The 15,720-nt window shown below is 72.9% G+C and carries 15 protein-coding genes; 4 read left to right on the top strand and 11 right to left on the bottom strand.

Annotated features, from left to right (window positions below; genetic code table 11):
- The first annotated feature begins 39 nt into the window (after positions 1 to 39).
- The 3 genes from DMB42_RS27175 to DMB42_RS27165 are packed head-to-tail and all read left to right on the top strand — an operon-like array spanning position 40 to position 2,118.
- Positions 40 to 648, top strand: a complete 609-nt coding sequence (locus DMB42_RS27175) for a TetR/AcrR family transcriptional regulator (protein ID WP_125637869.1) — start codon at positions 40 to 42, stop codon at positions 646 to 648.
- Positions 645 to 845: a ferredoxin gene (locus DMB42_RS27170; protein WP_125637868.1), complete on the top strand. Its 201-nt coding sequence runs from the start codon at positions 645 to 647 to the stop codon at positions 843 to 845. The genes DMB42_RS27175 and DMB42_RS27170 overlap by 4 nt, the downstream gene beginning before the upstream one ends.
- Position 846: 1 nt before the next feature.
- Positions 847 to 2,118 carry a cytochrome P450 gene (locus tag DMB42_RS27165; protein WP_125637867.1) on the top strand — a complete coding sequence of 424 codons (1,272 nt, stop codon included), beginning with the start codon at positions 847 to 849 and terminating at the stop codon, positions 2,116 to 2,118.
- 4 nt (positions 2,119 to 2,122) lie between these two features.
- Here the strand turns inward: DMB42_RS27165 and DMB42_RS27160 are convergent, their stop codons facing one another.
- Both DMB42_RS27160 and DMB42_RS27155 read right to left on the bottom strand, forming a co-directional pair.
- A complete protein-coding gene (locus tag DMB42_RS27160) occupies positions 2,123 to 2,899 on the bottom strand; it encodes a methyltransferase domain-containing protein (RefSeq protein WP_125637866.1) in 777 nt (258 codons plus the stop codon).
- Positions 2,900 to 2,984: 85 nt separating this feature from the next.
- Positions 2,985 to 4,097, bottom strand: a complete 1,113-nt coding sequence (locus DMB42_RS27155; RefSeq protein WP_185844881.1) for a methyltransferase — start codon at positions 4,095 to 4,097, stop codon at positions 2,985 to 2,987.
- 321 nt (positions 4,098 to 4,418) lie between these two features.
- On the opposite strand from DMB42_RS27155, the gene DMB42_RS27150 reads away from it, so the two are divergent.
- Positions 4,419 to 5,450 (top strand): hypothetical protein, encoded by a 1,032-nt coding sequence (locus tag DMB42_RS27150; protein WP_125637865.1) that lies wholly within the window; start codon positions 4,419 to 4,421, stop codon positions 5,448 to 5,450.
- Between the two features lie 28 nt (positions 5,451 to 5,478).
- Here the strand turns inward: DMB42_RS27150 and DMB42_RS27145 are convergent, their stop codons facing one another.
- From DMB42_RS27145 to DMB42_RS27105, 9 genes are all read right to left on the bottom strand, one after another.
- A complete protein-coding gene (locus DMB42_RS27145) occupies positions 5,479 to 5,934 on the bottom strand; it encodes a MarR family winged helix-turn-helix transcriptional regulator (RefSeq protein WP_260477972.1) in 456 nt (151 codons plus the stop codon).
- A 7-nt stretch (positions 5,935 to 5,941) separates the two neighbouring features.
- On the bottom strand, positions 5,942 to 6,592 hold the full coding sequence (locus DMB42_RS27140) for an HPP family protein (protein WP_125637864.1): 651 nt from the start codon (positions 6,590 to 6,592) through the stop codon (positions 5,942 to 5,944).
- Positions 6,593 to 6,638: 46 nt separating this feature from the next.
- Entirely contained in the window at positions 6,639 to 7,328 is a 690-nt protein-coding gene (gene narI / locus DMB42_RS27135; RefSeq protein ID WP_125637863.1) for a respiratory nitrate reductase subunit gamma, read from the bottom strand.
- A complete protein-coding gene (gene narJ / locus DMB42_RS27130) occupies positions 7,328 to 7,942 on the bottom strand; it encodes a nitrate reductase molybdenum cofactor assembly chaperone (protein ID WP_260477971.1) in 615 nt (204 codons plus the stop codon). The genes narI and narJ overlap by 1 nt, the downstream gene beginning before the upstream one ends.
- Positions 7,939 to 9,519 carry a nitrate reductase subunit beta gene (gene narH / locus DMB42_RS27125; protein ID WP_185844880.1) on the bottom strand — a complete coding sequence of 527 codons (1,581 nt, stop codon included), beginning with the start codon at positions 9,517 to 9,519 and terminating at the stop codon, positions 7,939 to 7,941. The genes narJ and narH overlap by 4 nt, the downstream gene beginning before the upstream one ends.
- On the bottom strand, positions 9,519 to 13,199 hold the full coding sequence (locus tag DMB42_RS27120; protein WP_125637862.1) for a nitrate reductase subunit alpha: 3,681 nt from the start codon (positions 13,197 to 13,199) through the stop codon (positions 9,519 to 9,521). The genes narH and DMB42_RS27120 overlap by 1 nt, the downstream gene beginning before the upstream one ends.
- A 273-nt stretch (positions 13,200 to 13,472) precedes the next feature.
- A complete protein-coding gene (locus tag DMB42_RS27115) occupies positions 13,473 to 13,889 on the bottom strand; it encodes a MarR family winged helix-turn-helix transcriptional regulator (protein ID WP_185844879.1) in 417 nt (138 codons plus the stop codon).
- 284 nt (positions 13,890 to 14,173) lie between these two features.
- Positions 14,174 to 15,127, bottom strand: coding sequence for a CU044_5270 family protein (locus DMB42_RS27110; RefSeq protein WP_125637860.1), 954 nt, complete (start codon positions 15,125 to 15,127; stop codon positions 14,174 to 14,176).
- Positions 15,124 to 15,696, bottom strand: coding sequence for an RNA polymerase sigma factor (locus DMB42_RS27105; RefSeq protein WP_221762359.1), 573 nt, complete (start codon positions 15,694 to 15,696; stop codon positions 15,124 to 15,126). Before DMB42_RS27105 ends, DMB42_RS27110 begins: the two co-directional genes overlap by 4 nt.
- Positions 15,697 to 15,720: the final 24 nt, after the last annotated feature.

Here is a 15,720-nt window from a genome sequence, read left to right as displayed (position 1 = left end):
GCTCTTGACGAATGAAATGAACGATCTTTTAATTCGTGCATGGGACGTATCGCCGGCGTCACCGCCGCCGAGACGCGGGAACGCCTGCTGCGCGCCGCCGCCGTGGTCGGCGCCAGGCGCGGCTACGACGGCACCCGCGTCGCCGACATCGCCGCCGGCGCGGGCGTGAGCAACGGCGCCCTGTACGCCCACTTCGGCTCCAAGGCCGAACTGCTGGTGGCCGCGCTGGGCGCGCACGGCCGGCGGCTGATGGCCGGGCTGTTCGACGACGAGCCCGGCCGTCCGGTCGCCGACCTGCTCCTCGCCGCCGGCCGTCGGCTCCCCCGCCCCCGGGACACCGGTGGCGACCTCACCGTCGAGGCGCTGGTCGCCGCCCGCCGCGACGAGGACGTGGCCCTTGCCATGCGCGACTACGTCGGCGAACGCGCCGGCCGGCTCGCCGACCTCGTCCGCGCCGGACAGGCCGGCGGCGAGCTGGACCCCGGGCTGTCTCCGGACGCGATCGCCCACTTCTGCCTCCTGCTCGCGATGGGCAGCGCGCTCATCGCGCCGGAGCCGTACCAGGTCGGCGAGGAGGAGTGGGCCACGCTGCTCACCCGCGTCGTCGCCGCCCTCTCCCCCGCCCCACCGCACGAAGGAACGCCGTGAAAGCACAGATCGACCCCGGGCGCTGCCAGGGACATGGCCGCTGCTACGACCTCGCCCCCGACCTGTTCGGCGAGGACGACGAAGGTTACGGAACGGTCCTCGGCGACGGCGCGGTGGCCCCCGGCCAGGAGCGTACGGCGCGCCTGGCCGTCTCCAACTGCCCGGAGCACGCGATCGACCTGGTCGGGGAGGCGTGACATGAGCGTGGACGAGCGGTTCGTGAAGAGCTTCGACGAGCCCGGCGAGGACGAGCGGGCCGGCACCCGCAGCGAGATCGTCACCGGCCCGGTCTCGGACTGGGCGACCGACTTCTCCCACCTGGAGCCGGAGTGGGCCGCCGACCCGTACCCGATCCAGGACGACCTGCGGCAACGCTGCCCGATCGCCCGCACCGAGCGGTTCGGCGGCGGCTGGCTCCCCACCCGCTACGAGGACGTCGCGGCCATCGCCTACGACACCGACCGGTTCTCCTCCCGCTCGATCATCATGAGCAACTTCCGCCCGCCGCCCGAGAGCGCCCCGGTGGGCGGCACGCCGCCGATCTCGTCCGACCCGCCCTTCCACCACGACGCCCGCAAGCTGCTGCTCCCGGCCTTCACCAAGACGGCCGTCGCCCGGCGCGAGGAGTCGACCCGGGCGTTGTGCCACGAGCTGATCGACGGCCTGGAGGGCCAGGACGTCGTGGACGCGGCCCGCGACTACGCCCAGCACATCCCGATGCGGGTGATCGCCGACATGCTGGGCTTCCCGCCCGAGGACGGCCCGCGCTTCCGCGAGTTCATCGAGAACGCCCTCGAAGGCGTCAACCTGCCGCCCGAGCAGCGGATCGCCAACATGGACCGGCTCTTCGACTACCTGCTGGAGCAGATCCGCGACCACGTGGACCACCCGCGCGACGACCTGACGACCTACCTCGTCGACGCCGAACTGTACGGCCACAAGCTGGAGGCCGGGCACGTCGCGGGCACGATCGCCCTGCTGCTGATCGCGGGCATCGACACCACCTGGAGCGCGATCGGCGCCTCACTCTGGCACCTCGCCAAGACCCCCGCGGACCGCCGACGGCTCGTCGCCGAACCCGCACTCCTGCCCACCGCCATGGAAGAACTCCTGCGCGCCTACGCGCCCGTCACCATGGCCCGCCTCGTCAAGCACGACATGCACTGGAACGGCGTCGACATGAAGGCCGACGACTGGATCCTGCTCTCCTTCCCCGCCGCCAACCGCGACCCCGCCCACGTCGACCACCCCGACCACGTCCTCATCGACCGAGAGGTCAACCGCCACGCCGCCTTCGGACTCGGCATCCACCGCTGCGTCGGCTCCCACCTGGCCCGCATGGAACTCCGCACCGCACTCGACGTCTGGCTCCAGCGCATCCCCGACTTCACCCTCGCCGACCCCGACGCCGTCACCTGGGCCACCGGTCAGGTACGCGGACCACGCACGCTCCCGCTGCGCATCGGCTGACCTGTCACGGTCCCACCTCGGCCGCCACCAGGAACAGCAGGGCCGAGGCCAGGAAGGGCCGGGAGGCGAGGTCGTCGAACCACTCCTCGGCGCCGGGTTCGAGACACCCGGCGCCGATCGCCCTGATGCCGTTGCGGCGCAGCCCGAGCACCCGGTCGGCGGTGGCGAGGTCGCGGAACACCGGCGCGACCGTCCCCACCGAACGCACCACGAGACCGGCCTCGGCGCACAACCGGGCCAGGCGGCGGCCGACGGTGCCGTGGCGGACCACCCGGCGGGCGATGAACCGGGCCAACGCCGGGCCGACGTCCGGGTCGGGCGAGTCGATCAGCATGCCCTCCCAGTCGGGCTCGGCCATGACGATCCGCGCCCCGGGACGGGCCACCCGGCGGAACTCCGCCAGCACCGCCGCCGGGTCGTCCACGTGCTGGAGCACCCGGTCGGTACGGGCCCGGTCGACGCTCCCGTCCGCCAGCGGCAGCGCGTGCACGTCCCCGGGACGCACCTCGACCAGGGGCCGCGCGGCCAGCCGGGCACGCGCCTCGGCGACCATCGCCGGGTCGCGGTCCACGCCGACGACCCGTCCGTGCGGGGCGACGGCCTCGCGCTTGGCGGCCAGGTCGGTGCCGGGGCCGCAGCCGAGGTCGAGCACGGTCTGGCCGGGTCGCAGTTCCAGCAGGTCCAGGACCTGCCGCTTGTAGCCCCTGCCGACGTCGGTCGCGGCGACGTGGTCGAGGTAGGCGATCGGGTCCGGGCGGGACGAGGGGTCGATGTCGATCATGCGCACAGCCAACCAGACCGGTTCGCAGATCCCGGGGAGGCGAGGTGGAGATCCCGTGCAGCCTGGTGATCCCGCCCGGACGCGGTCAGGTACGGCGCAGGCGCCACAGAGAGGTGATCTCGGCGGCGCGGGCCGCGTGCAGGGGGTCGGTCCCGTCGAACGCGCGCGGGTGCCGGGGGCGCGTCCAGAGCCGGTCCACGACCCGCAGGCCCGCGTCCGCGAAGGCGGTCAGCAGGTCGGCTCGGGTCCGTAAGCCGAGCCGTTCGGCCAGGTCCGACAGGATCAGCCAGCCCTCGCCCGCCGGTTCCAGGTGCTCGCCCAGGCCGTCGAGGAAGCCGCGCAACATGCGGCCGCCGGGGTCGTACACCGCGTGGTCGAGGGGGGATGCGGGCTTGGCCGGGAGCCACGGCGGGTTGCAGACGACGAGCTGCGCGCGTCCGGGCGGGAAGAGGTCGGCGTCCACGACCAGGACGCGGCCGGCCAGCCCGAGCCGCCGCAGGTTGTCGCGGGCGCAGGCCACGGCGCGCGGGTCGCGGTCGGTGGCCACGAGGCGCTCGACACCCCTGCGCGCCAGGACCGCGGCGAGCACGCCGGTCCCGGTGCCGACGTCGAACGCCCGCGCGAGCGGGCCGAGGGGGGCGCGGGCCACCAGATCGACGTACTCGCCGCGGACCGGTGAGAAGACGCCGTAGTGCGGATGGATGCGGTCGTTCAGGGCGGGCACCTCTACGCCCCTCCTGCGCCATTCGTGGGCCCCGACGATGCCCAGCAGCTCGCGCAGCGAGGTCACCGACGGCTCCGCGGCGGGGCCGTAGACCTCGGCGCAGGCCGGGCGCACGTCCGGGGCGCGGCGCAGGTGGACGGCGTGGTCCGGGCCGAGCGGCACCAGCAGCCGGCCGAGCGTGACGGCCCACTGGGCGCGGTCCCGCCGGTGCCGGTGGAAGGCGTCGGCGGGCGACGGCGCGGGCCGGCGCGGTGGACGTTCGGTCCTGCGCGCCATGGCGCGCAGGAGCCGGCGGGCGGCCTGGAAGTCACCGCGCCAGAGCAGCGCCGTGCCCTCGCAGGCCAGTCGGTACGCAGTGGCGGCGGCGAGGCGGTCGTCGGCGACCACCACGCGGGCGGGCGGGGGCGAGCCGTTGGCGGAACGCCAGCGGGCGGACCGGGTCTCGCCGTCTTCGGTCCAGCGGATCTCGAGCACTCGGGCTCCTCATGATCGAACCAGTGATGGTCATGAAGAGCACTTCGACGCGGTGGATCAGCCTGTGGCGGCCTCCCGCGAGGAAGTGCGCGCCGGGGCGTCGCCGAGAACCATGCCGGGTGGTGGGAACGACATGATCGACCTCCTCGCTGGACGGGAACCCCTTCATCCTAGGGCCGCTCGCGCCCGGCGGACCTCACCGGCGCAGTCGAGCGGCGTCAGGTCCCTCTTGACCGCGTTTCGGAGACAGATCCGGTCCGGCCCGAATACGGTGGGCCGTTGACGCTCAGCCAACGCCCGTAAGCCTTCCGGAGTCTCTCCATGCGTACCGCAGCGGCAGTCCTCTCCTTCGTGCTCGCCCTCCCCACCCTGCTCGTCCTGCCGGTGAGTGCCGCGGTCGCCGCCGCGCCGCTGCCGGGCGGCAAGACCACCTTCGTCGTCTCGCAGGGCCACCTCCAGGCCGCCTCCCGGCAGAACTGGGTACGCCTGGGCACCTACCGCTTCGCCGCGAACGGCACGGTGAGCGCCGCCCAGTACCTGTGGTGGCAGCGTTATCCGAAGGCCAGGCAGCGCACCGGCACCGTGCCCGACGCTAGCTGCACCACCAAGTCCGGCGGGGTGTCCTCGCGCCCGCGCGCCTGCGAGGTGCTCACCGCGGGCGGCTACACGGCCGGCCCGAACGAGACCCGCACCGGCACGTACACGCTGGCGGGCGACGTGCTCACCATCCGCTGGAAGATCGCCCAGACCTGGACGGAGCAGTGGTACGTGCGCACCTCGCCGGACCGCAAGCTGGCCCGCCTCGACCTCAAGCGCAGCACCCTGGCCACGCACGGCTACGGCTACGGCAGCAACGCCTCCCCCGCCACCCGCCGCGCGATGAGCTCGGTACGGGCCTTCCCCGGCTCGCTGCGCCAGGACCTGACGAGCTGGGCGAGCGGCACGCTGGTCAACTCCGGCAACCAGCCGTTCGGCCACTCCTCCTTCCGCGCCTGCGCCTCGGCCACCTCGTGCCTGACCTACCTCCAGCCGTCCTCGCGCGGGGCGTGCCAGAAGTCGGGCGGCTGCCCGAAGTACGGCGGCGGCACGAAGGCCAACGTCAGCTCCATCCAGTACTACCTGACGACGATCTCCAAGTCCGACCGCCGCGACACGCTGTGGCACTGGTGCACGTGCCTGGCGATGGAGCGCGGCGAGTTCTGCTACACGGGCAACTCCCACGTCAAGCCGCTGATGCAGATCATCGACGACTCGGGGGCCTTCCGCGGGTGGGTCGGGGTGGAGGCGTCCTTCTCGACCGGCTCCCGGGCGACGGACATGCTCGCGGTCCTGCGCATCTCCGACTTCCGCTGACCGAGGGACGGCCGGGCCGCCGTCGCCGTCAGGAGCCGGAGCGCAGGCGTTCGGCGGCCTCCTGGTAGGTGTGGGCAGCCCGGTCAAAGTAGTCGAAGAGCGCGTCGAGGTGCTCGGGCGGGCAGTCGGCCAGGATGTCGCCGATCTTCCGCCGGACGGGGTCCATGACCTGGTCGAGCTGGGCGGGCTTGCCGACCGGCTCGACGATCACCTTGCGGCGGTCGTCCGGGTCGGGGGCGCGGCGGACGTATCCGGCCTGCTCCAGCCGGTCGATGAGGCGGGTGGTCGGGCCGGTGGTCAGGCCGGTGCGGGTGCCGAGCTCGCCCGGGGTCATCGGGCCGGCCAGTTCGAGGATGTTCAGGGCGTACAGGTCGGTGGCGCCCAGGCCGCAGGCCTTGGCCGCGGCGTGGCCGTGCAGCATGACCGCGCTGAGGTAGCGGCGGTAGAGCCGGCCGGCGTCCGGGCGGTCTGACGTGTTCGGCACGCGATCCTCACTTCCCGTTCCTCCTCCTGGAGAAGATAAATCTTCCAGGAAGTAGCTTCTTCAGAGAAGCTACCACGGAGGAACGGCGCGGACGTCCGAGAGCGAGCAGCACGAACGTCGTGAGCACGACGGCGGTGAGCAGGACGGCCAGGTTGAGCGGGGTGCGCAGGAAGCCCAGGGCCACGATGAGCGTGGTCGCGCCGCCCGGCGGGTGGGAGCTGTCGGTGGCCAGCATGCCCAGCGTCGTGCACGACAGCGCGATGACGACCGCGAGAACCCGGCGGCCGTCGATGTGCCCCAGGTCGGGCGCGGTGCGCGTCAGCCCGGTGACGGTCAGCGCCAGGTAGCCGCCGGCGGCGCTGATGGCGTGCCCGGCGACCGTACGGCGGGGAGCCGACGCGGGCGCCCCCGGCGCGGTGAGCACCAGGTAGATCGTCGGCCCCAGGGAGGGGAAGACGAACGGCTGGCGGGCCAGCCAGGCGACGAGGGCGGGCACGCTGATGCACAGGGCGGCCTTCCAGGACACGGCGAGCGCGCCTGCCACCCGCGCCCGCACGGCCCCCCGCGACCGCGCCACGCCTCCCGCGCCTTCGGCCGCTCCCGGGCCTTCCGCCGATCCGGGGCCTCCCGGGCCTCCCGTGGCTGCCTCGGCGCTCATGCCGTCCACCTCCTTCGGGCCGCCGGCGGCCGGGCGGGGCGGGTGCTCATCGGGGCAGGGCACCGCCACGCGAGCGGTAGACGATGTACGGCCTGGCCAGATAGGTGACGGGCGCGGCGAAGGCGTGGACCAGGCGGCTGAAGGGCCACAACGCGAACAGGGCCATGCCGAGCAGCGTGTGCGCCTGGAAGACGAACGGCGCCGCCGCCATGGCGCCCACGTCCGGCTCCAGTTCGAGCAGGCTGCGGAACCACACCGACACCCCGAGCCGGTAGTCGTAGTGGCCGGACGGCCCGAGCAGGGTGGCGATCAGCCCCGCCAGCAGCACGGTGGCCAGCACCGGGTACAGGACGCGATCGGAGCGCCCGGTGGCGCGGCGTACGGCCCGCACCCGCAGCCGCCGCCACAGCAGCACCGCGAGCCCGGCCACGCTGGCCAGCCCCGCCAGCCCGCTGACGACCAGGGCGTTGAGCTGGTACATGGGCTCGGTCACGTGCACGGCCTCGGTGAACCGCTCGGGCACGAGCAGACCGACGAGATGACCGGCGATCACGAACAGCAGCCCGAAGTGGAACAGCGGCCCGCCCACCCGCAGCAGGCGGCTCTCGTGAAGCTGCGTGGAACGGGTGGTCAGCCCGAACCGGTCGTAGCGGTAACGCCAGATCACCCCGGCCACGAACAACACCAGGACGACGTACGGCAACACACCCCACAGGGCGATGTTCAGGTGCTTCATCAGCGGACTCCTCCGGGAACCTCGGGCAGGACGGTACGGCCGACCCGCTCGGCGGGCGGGCCGAGCGCCGCCCGCTCGCCCACGGCCCGGCGGTCGGCGGACGTGGGCCTCGGCAACGTCAGCAGCACGGCCTCCACGACGGCGGCGTAGCCGCTGCGCCGGGCGGCCAGACCGGCGTGCAGCAGGTCGAGACCGGGACGGTGGTCGCGCAGCAGCCGGCCGCCGGGGCCCGGCACGCGGGCGGCGAACTCCAGCATCACCGGCAGGAAGTCGGGCAGCTCGCCCGTGCCGGGCTGCCAGCCGTGGGCGCGGTAGAGAGTCTTGAGGTCCAGGAGCGACTCGCCGCGCCTGCGGGTGTCGCCGTCGCCGTAGTAGGTCATGTGGAGGGTCCGGCGGCCGCTGCGGTCGAAGGTGGTCACGTACGCGGCTCCGGCGTCGAGCGCGGGCAGGGCCGCCGCCTCGGCGCAGAACGTACGCAGGCGCTCGCCCGCCGCACCACCCACAGGGCCGAGCGCGGCGCGTACCAGGTCGAGGCGGGCGGTCCAGTCCTCCCCCGGATAGCTCAGCAGGAGGGAGGCGGCCTGATGGATCAGGCGGCCGTCGTGCCGGCTCACTCGGCCGCCTCGCCCCTGGACGGGAACAGGCCGTCGGGCGTGCCCTTGCCGTCCCAGTTGAGCAGGTTGACGCGGCCGCGCAACTGTTCGTCCTTGGTGACCGGCGGGCTGTGGAAGCCCTCGGCGAGCATGCCGGGGCCGCCGGGGACGTCGAGACTGCAGCCCGCGCCCGAGGCGTGGTCGGAGGCGACGTAGGCGGTGGGGATGACGTACCGCTCGTCGTACTTGGCGAGGGCGAGCAGGCGGTACATACGTTCCAGGCCGGCGGCGTCCAGCGCGGCGGCGGCGCCGGCGCCCGGGTCGGGCTCGTCGCCGAGGTTGCGGGCCCGCATGTGGGCGCGCATGGCGGCCAGACGCTGGAGCGCGGCCTCCACCGGGGCCGGATCGCCCGCGGTGAACAGCTCGGCGAGGTATTCGACGGGGATGCGCAGCGAGTCGATGGCGCCGAACAGGTTGCCCGCGTCCTCGCCGTCGTGCCCGGTGTCGGCGAGCGCGTCGACGATGGGCGACAGCGGCGGGACGTACCAGACCATGGGCATGGTGCGGTACTCCGGGTGGAGCGGCAGGGCGATCCGGAACTCGGTGATGAGCTGCCGTACGGGCGAGCGGCGGGCGGCCTCCAGCCAGTCGTGCGGGATGCCCGCCGCCTCGGCGGCGGCGATCACCCCGGGGTCGGCGGGGTCGAGGAAGCAGTCGAGCTGCGCCTGGTACAGGTCGCGCTCCTCGGGCACGGCGGCGGCCTCCCCGATGCGGTCGGGGTCGTAGAGCATGACGCCGAGGTAGCGCAGGCGGCCGACGCACGTCTCGGAGCAGACCGTGGGCTCCCCCGCCTCGATGCGCGGATAGCAGAACGTGCACTTCTCGGCCTTGCCGGTCTGGTGGTTGAAGTACACCTTCTTGTACGGGCACCCCGACACGCACATGCGCCACCCCCTGCACCGGTCCTGGTCGACCAGGACGATGCCGTCCTCCATGCGCTTGTACATCGCCCCCGACGGGCAGGCGGCCACGCACGAGGGGTTGAGGCAGTGCTCGCAGATACGCGGCAGGTGGAACATGAACGCCCGCTCGTAGTCCAGGCGTACGGTGTCGCTCACCTTGCGCAGGACGACGTCGGCGGCGAGCTGCTCCAGCCCGCCGCCCAGGTCGTCGTCCCAGTTCGGCCCCCAGGTGACGGCGGTGGGCCGGCCGTCGATCAGCGAGCGGGGCGGCGCGGTCGGCACGTCGTCGCCGAGCGGCGCGCCGATGAGGTTGTCGTAGTCGTAGGTCCACGGCTCGTAGTAGTCGTCGAGGCCGGGGAAGTCGGGGTTGGCGAAGAGCGTGGCCAGGCGGCGCAGCCGGCCGCCGACCCTGGGCACCAGGCGGCCGTGGCGCAGCCGCCAGCCGCCCCGCCAGCGTTCCTGGTCCTGCCAGCCGCGCGGGTAGCCCTGGCCGGGACGGGTCTCGACGTTGTTGAACCAGACGTACTCGGTGCCCGGCCGGTTGGTCCACGTCTGCTTGCAGGTGACCGAGCAGGTGTGGCAGCCGATGCACTTGTCCAGGTTCATCACCATGGCGATCTGGGCCATCGGTCGCATCAGTAACGCACCTCCTGATCCCTGCGGCGGATGACGGTCACCGCGTCGCGCTGGTTTCCGGTGGGGCCGTAATAGTTGGGGGCGAAGGAGAGCTGGCCGTAGCCGCCGATCAGATGGGTCGGCTTGACGAGGAGTTTGGTGAGCGCGTTGTGCACGCCGCCGCGCCGGCCGGTGGCCTGCGACCTGGGCACGTTCACCAGGCGTTCCTGGACGTGGTACATGAACACGGTGCCGGCCGGCATGCGGTGGGAGACCACGGCGCGGGCCACGACGACGCCGTTGACGTTGACGGCCTCGATCCAGTCGTTGTCGGCCACGCCGATGGCGGCGGCGTCCTCGACGCTGATCCAGATGACCGGGCCGCCCCTGGCCAGCGTCTGCATCAGCAGGTTCTCCTGGTACTCCGAGTGGATCGACCACTTGGAGTGCGGGGTGAGGTAGCGCACGTTCACCGCCTTGCCGCCGTCGGGCGCGGCGGGCAGGCTCTCGCCCAGCGCGTCGAGGTCGAGCGGCGGGCGGTAGACGGGGAGCTGCTCGCCCAGCTCGGCCATCCAGTCGTGGTCGAGGTAGAAGTGCTGGCGGCCGGTGAGCGTGTGCCACGGCTTGCGGTGCTCGGTGTTGATGGTGAACGGCGCGTAGCGGCGGTCGTGCCCCTCGGCGCCCGACCACTCGAAGCTGGCCCCCGCGGACACCGGCCGGTCCTGGGTGTCGGAGAACACCGTACGGTGCCCGGCGACCGACGCGCCGAGCTCCGACAACCCCGAGCCGGGGCCGCAGCGTTCGGCCAGCCGGTCGAAGCCCTCGGCGGCGATCCTGCCGTTGGTGGTGCCCGACAGGGCCAGGATCGCCTCGCACATCTTGACGTCGCTGTCCAGGAGCGGACGCCCTCCGGCGGGACCGCCGTCGGCGGTGCCGCAGCGCGCGGCCAGCCAGGCCGACTCGGGGCCCGGCCGTACGGTGACGCCCTTGACGGTCATGCCCTGCCGCTCGGCCAGCGGCCCGAAGGCGGCCAGCTTGTCGGCGATCGCGGTGTAGTCCCGCTCGACCAGCGTCACGGCCGGCATGGTGCGTCCCGGCTCCGGCGTCGCGCCGCTCTGCCGCCAGTCGGGCACGCCGCCGCCCGGCTGGGCGATCTCGCTGGTCGTGTCGTGCTGGAGGGCGGTGCCGACCAGGTCGTGGGCTACGTCGAGGCGGCCCTCGGCCAGCGCGCTCAGCTTGCGGGCCAGGGAGTGGAAGATGTCGAAGTCGGTGCGGGCCTGCCAGGGCGGGTTGATCGCCGGGGTGAAGGCGTGCACGAACGGGTGCAGGTCGGTGCTGGACAGGTCGTGCTTCTCGTACCAGGTGGCGGCGGGCAGCACGAGGTCGGCGAACAGGGTCGTGGAGGTCATCCGGAAGTCGAGGGCGAGCAGCAGGTCGAGCTTGCCGCGCGGCGCCTGCCGCCAGGTGACCTCCCGGGGCCGGTCCGGCGGCGGGGCCTCCTCGGCGGTGGCGTTGTCGGCCGCGCCCAGCAGGTGGCGCAGGAAGTACTCGTTGCCCTTGGCCGAGGAGCCGATCAGGTTGGCCCGCCAGACGGTGAGCACCCGCGGCCAGTTCTCCGGCGCGTCGGGGTCCTCGCAGGCGAACGCCAGCCGCCCGGCCGCCACCTCGCCGGCGATCCAGCGCGCCGGGTCCTGGCCGCTCTCGCGGGCGCGGCGGCCAAGGTCGAGCGGGTTGGCCGAGAACGTGGGGTAGCTCGGCATCCAGCCCAGCCGGGCCGACTGGGCCACCAGGTCGGCGGTGTGCCGCCCGGCGAACCGGCGCGGCCCGGCGGGGCTCGACAGCGTCTCCGCCGAGAACCGTTCGTAGCGCCACTGACCGGTGTGCAGATACCAGTACGGCGTGCCCGCCATCTGACGCGAGGGGCGCACCCAGTCGGCCGCGGTGGACAGTTGTTGCCAGCCCGCCAGCGGCCGGACCTTCTCCTGGCCCACGTAATGGGCCCAGCCGCCGCCGTTGACGCCCTGGCAACCGGTGAGCAGCAGCAGCGTCAGGAAGGAACGGTAGATGGTGTCGGAGTGGAACCAGTGGTTGGTGCCGGCGCCCATCACGATCATGGAGCGGCCGCCCGTGCGCTCGGCGTTGGCGGCGAACTCCCGCGCGATCCTGATCGCCTGCCCGGCGGGGGTGGAGGTGAGGCGCTCCTGCCAGGCCGGGGTGCCGGGGGCGGTGGCGTCGTCGTAGCCGGTGGGCCACCGGCCGGGCAGGCCGGGGCGGGCGACGCCGTACTGGGCCAGGAGCAGGTCGAAGACGGTGGTGACCAGCCGGTCGCCGACCCGCCGGACCGGCACGCCCCTGCTGATCACGCCGCCGGGCTCGTCGAAGCGCGGCAGGACCACCTCGGCGCTGTCGCAGCCGGGCTCGTGCAGGGTGAGCAGGGGGTCGAGGTCGCCCAGGTCGAGGTTCCAGTGCCCCTGCTCGGTGCTCCAGCGGTCGGCCAGCGTGCCGTTGGGCGCGACCGGACGGCCGGAGGCGGCGTCGAGGATCATCGGCCGCCAGGCGGCCATCTCCTCCTGGCCGCCCGCCTGCGCCGAGGTCAGGAACTTGCCGGGACGCAGCCCGCCGTCGTCGTGCTCCTCCAGGGCGACCAGGAACGGCAGGTCGGTGAAGCGCCTGACGTAGGAGGCGAAGTGCGGCGCCTGCCGTTCGACGAAGAACTCGCGCAGGATGACGTGGCCCATCGCCACGGCGAGCGCGCCGTCGGTGCCGGGATGCGGGTGCAGCCACTCGTCGGCGAACTTGGTCGCGTCGGAGTAGTCGGGCGAGACCACGATCACCTTCTGGCCCCGGTAGCGGGCCTCGGTGACCCAGTGGGCGTCGGGCGTACGGGTGACCGGGACGTTGGAGCCCCACAACATGATGTAGGCCGCGTCCCACCAGTCGCCCGACTCGGGCACGTCGGTCTGGTCGCCGAACACCTGGGGCGAGGCGACGGGCAGGTCGGCGTACCAGTCGTAGAAGGACAACATCGGCGCGCCGATCAGGGACATGAACCGGGCGCCGACCGCGTGCGAGGCCATCGACATGGCGGGGATCGGCGAGAACCCGGCGACCCGGTCGGGCCCGTACGTCATGAGGGTGTGCACGTGGGCCGCCGCGGCGATCTCCAGCGCCTCGTCCCACTCGATCCGGACCAGGCCGCCCCGGCCGCGCGCCGACTGGTAGCGGTGCCGTTTGCGCGGGTCGGTGGTGATCTCCGCCCAGGCCGCGACCGGGTCGCCGAGGCGCGCCCTGGCCTCGCGGTAGAGCTCCACCAGGACGCCGCGGGCGTGCGGGTAGCGCACCCGGGTGGGCGAGTAGGTGTACCAGGAGAAGGCGGCGCCGCGGGGGCAGCCGCGCGGTTCGTACTCCGGCCGGTCGGGGCCGACGCTGGGGTAGTCGGTCTGCTGGGTCTCCCAGGTGATCAGGCCGTCCTTGACGTAGACCTTCCAGGAGCACGAGCCGGTGCAGTTGACGCCATGGGTGGAGCGCACGACCTTGTCGTGCGCCCATCGTCGCCGGTACGGGGAGTCGTTGACCTTCTCCTCGGCGCGGTACACCGCCCGCCGGTCCGGCGTGGTGTCGGCGCGCAGCAGCAGGGTGCCCGCCGCCAGCAGCCGCGCGGCCGCCGCACCGGCGGCGCGCTCGGCTCGTGTCAGACGCATGCGTATTCCACCAGGCACGACGCATGACCCCCTTTATGCGGAAATGAGGCTTTTTTCGGTATCCGGGCTAGCTCTGCCGGGACGCGGCCCTCTTGCCGTGCCGCCGGACACCGGCGTATCGACTGACGGTGAGGCGCGTAGTCAGACGACTGTTTCTAGCATGCGACAGTGTCCATATGGAATGTGTTAGTTCCGCGAGAAGTTTTACCGCCCCCGAAAACGGCATTACGCACATTGACCGCAATGTCGGGAAAAATCGGCAGGCGGGGTGATTTAGGAGTCGGCCGCCTCGGTCAGCCTCCGCAGGACGTGCACCAGCGTCGTACGGTCGGCCGGGGCCAGCTTCTCCAGCGCGTGACCGATGCGCTGCCGCCGCGCCGCGCGCAACCGCTCCAGCACGTCCCGGCCCGCCTGCGTCGTGCTGATGCGGATCTCACGGCGGCTGTGGGCGGCGGGAGCCCTGCTCAGCAGCCCTGCCGTGTCCAGGCGGTCGACGACCCGCCCGGCCGCCGACAACGACATGTCCAGGCGCTCGGCGAGGGAACGCAGGTTCATCGGACCGTGCCGGTCGACCGCCAGCAGCACCCGCAGCCGGGGCACCGACAGGTCCCCGAGCGCGGCCATGGCGTCGAGCGTCGCCTCCACCAGCACCAGGGACGCCTCCTCGATGTGCCAGGCGGAGTCGTCCATCGCCGCATCCTCGAACGGGGTCACGGTACGACCAGAAAAGGTCGCTGGTCCGACATTTTTCCACATAACGGGCCACCTATTCATCGCTCTGCCGACGACGACCAGAAAGGACATGTCCTAGCAGCGGACGGCCCGTGACGCACCCCCGACCGGTTCGAACGCGGACGACAACCGGACGACACCGAACGAACCGCCGCCCGGCCGGACGGCGGTGTTCACCACCTATTACAGAGGTTTTCATCAACAGTTTAGTAAATGGCGGAGTATCGCGGGTGAGCCCGGTTTCAGGGCCGCCGTCCGGGCTCGTCCACGACGCCGGTCGTGGGCCGGGCCGACCAGGTGACCGGCGTGCCGGCGGGCACCTCGACGCCGCCCCCCGTCCAGGTGAAGGTCCTGTCGGCCACGCTCACGCCGTACACCCCCAGGTAGCGGTAGTCGCCGGGGCTGAGGATCAGGTCGTAGCGCGCCCAGTCGCCGGTGTAGCTGAAGGCGACGCCGTGCCGCCCGTCGGCGTCGACCGCGTCCGGGGTGGCCTGGACGCCCGCGATCGTGGGCAGGGCCCGGAACAGCGCCGCCCGTACCTTGGGGGGCAGCGCCTGCTCGCCCATGAGCTGATAGATCGCCTGGAAGAGCCGTTCGTCGACGGACGGCGGCGGCTCCCCGGATCCCGGCTCGATCGGGCCGACCCGGGCGAGCGCGGCCCTGAGCCGGTCGAGCACGCTCTCCGGGGTGACCGGCTCCTCGGCCAGGTCGGCGGCGCCGAGGCCGGGATGGGTGCCCTGGACGAGGAGCTTGCCCTTCTCGTCGTACCAGGCCACCTGCCGGCCGTCGACGCTCGTCCACAGCTCGGAGATGATCCGCCTGCTCGCGTCCACGCCGTAGCCGCTGTAGGCGCCGGGGGCGGCGTTCCGTTCCTTGATGTAGAGCCACTGGCCGCGGCTCGTTCCCGGGTCCGGGCCGCCCTCGGCCGCGCCGGCCGCCCGTTCGCCCAGCGCCCGTACGCTCGCGACCGGGGCCGTCCCGTCCTCGCGGGTCGCGACCCAGGTGAGGCCGACCACGACGGCCAGGACGGCCGCCGTCGCCATCCGCCACGCCAGGCGCGGGAGCCGCGGGCGTCCAGGGCGCGGTCGTGGCTCGCGCGCGGCGGCCAGCAGCCTGTCGCGGGCCGCCCGCTCCGCCTGCGGCGTCATCGCGGGGACGGAGCGGCGCACCTGCTTGACCGCGTTCAGGTCGTTCATCGGTTCTCCTCCTCCGCGGGGATCACGGCCTTGATCTTCTTGCGCGCGCGGTGCATGCGGGAGCGCGCCGTACCCGCCGGGATGCCGAGGGCCTGCGCGGCCTCCTCCAGGCTCATGTCCTCCCAGGCCACGAGCAGCAGGACGTCACGGTCGCCCGGCGACAGGGCGGCCAGCGCCGCCATCAGCCGGCGCTCCTCGGCCTGGGCCGCGACCCGCTGGGTGACGACGTCCCCGATCGGCTCGGGCAGCGGGTCCGCCCCGGTACGGCTCAGCGCGCGCAGCAGCCGCTCCTCGTCGCGCCGGTGCCGGGCGATCAGCTTGGTGGCGATGCCGTACAACCACGGCCTGGCCAGGCGGACGGCGGGATCGTAGGACTCGCGGCGGCGGAACGCGGCCAGGAACGTCTCGGCCACGATGTCGTCCGCCGCCTGCGTGCCGAGCCGGCGGGCGGCGTACAGGTGGATCTGCCGGGCGTAGCGGTCGAACACCGCGGCGAACTGTTCGGGGTCGTCCCTGGAGCGGAGAATCACCTCCGCGTCGTCCTGCTCCGGGAGATTCAGCAGGGTCACATCGGTCCTTCCACGAGGATGGCG

The organism is Nonomuraea sp. WAC 01424 (genome assembly GCF_003947315.1).
Taxonomy (GTDB): Bacteria; Actinomycetota; Actinomycetes; order Streptosporangiales; family Streptosporangiaceae; genus Nonomuraea; species Nonomuraea spiralis.
The sequence above is the reverse complement of the archived record's forward strand: the minus strand, read 5'-3'. Positions and strand labels throughout refer to the sequence as shown.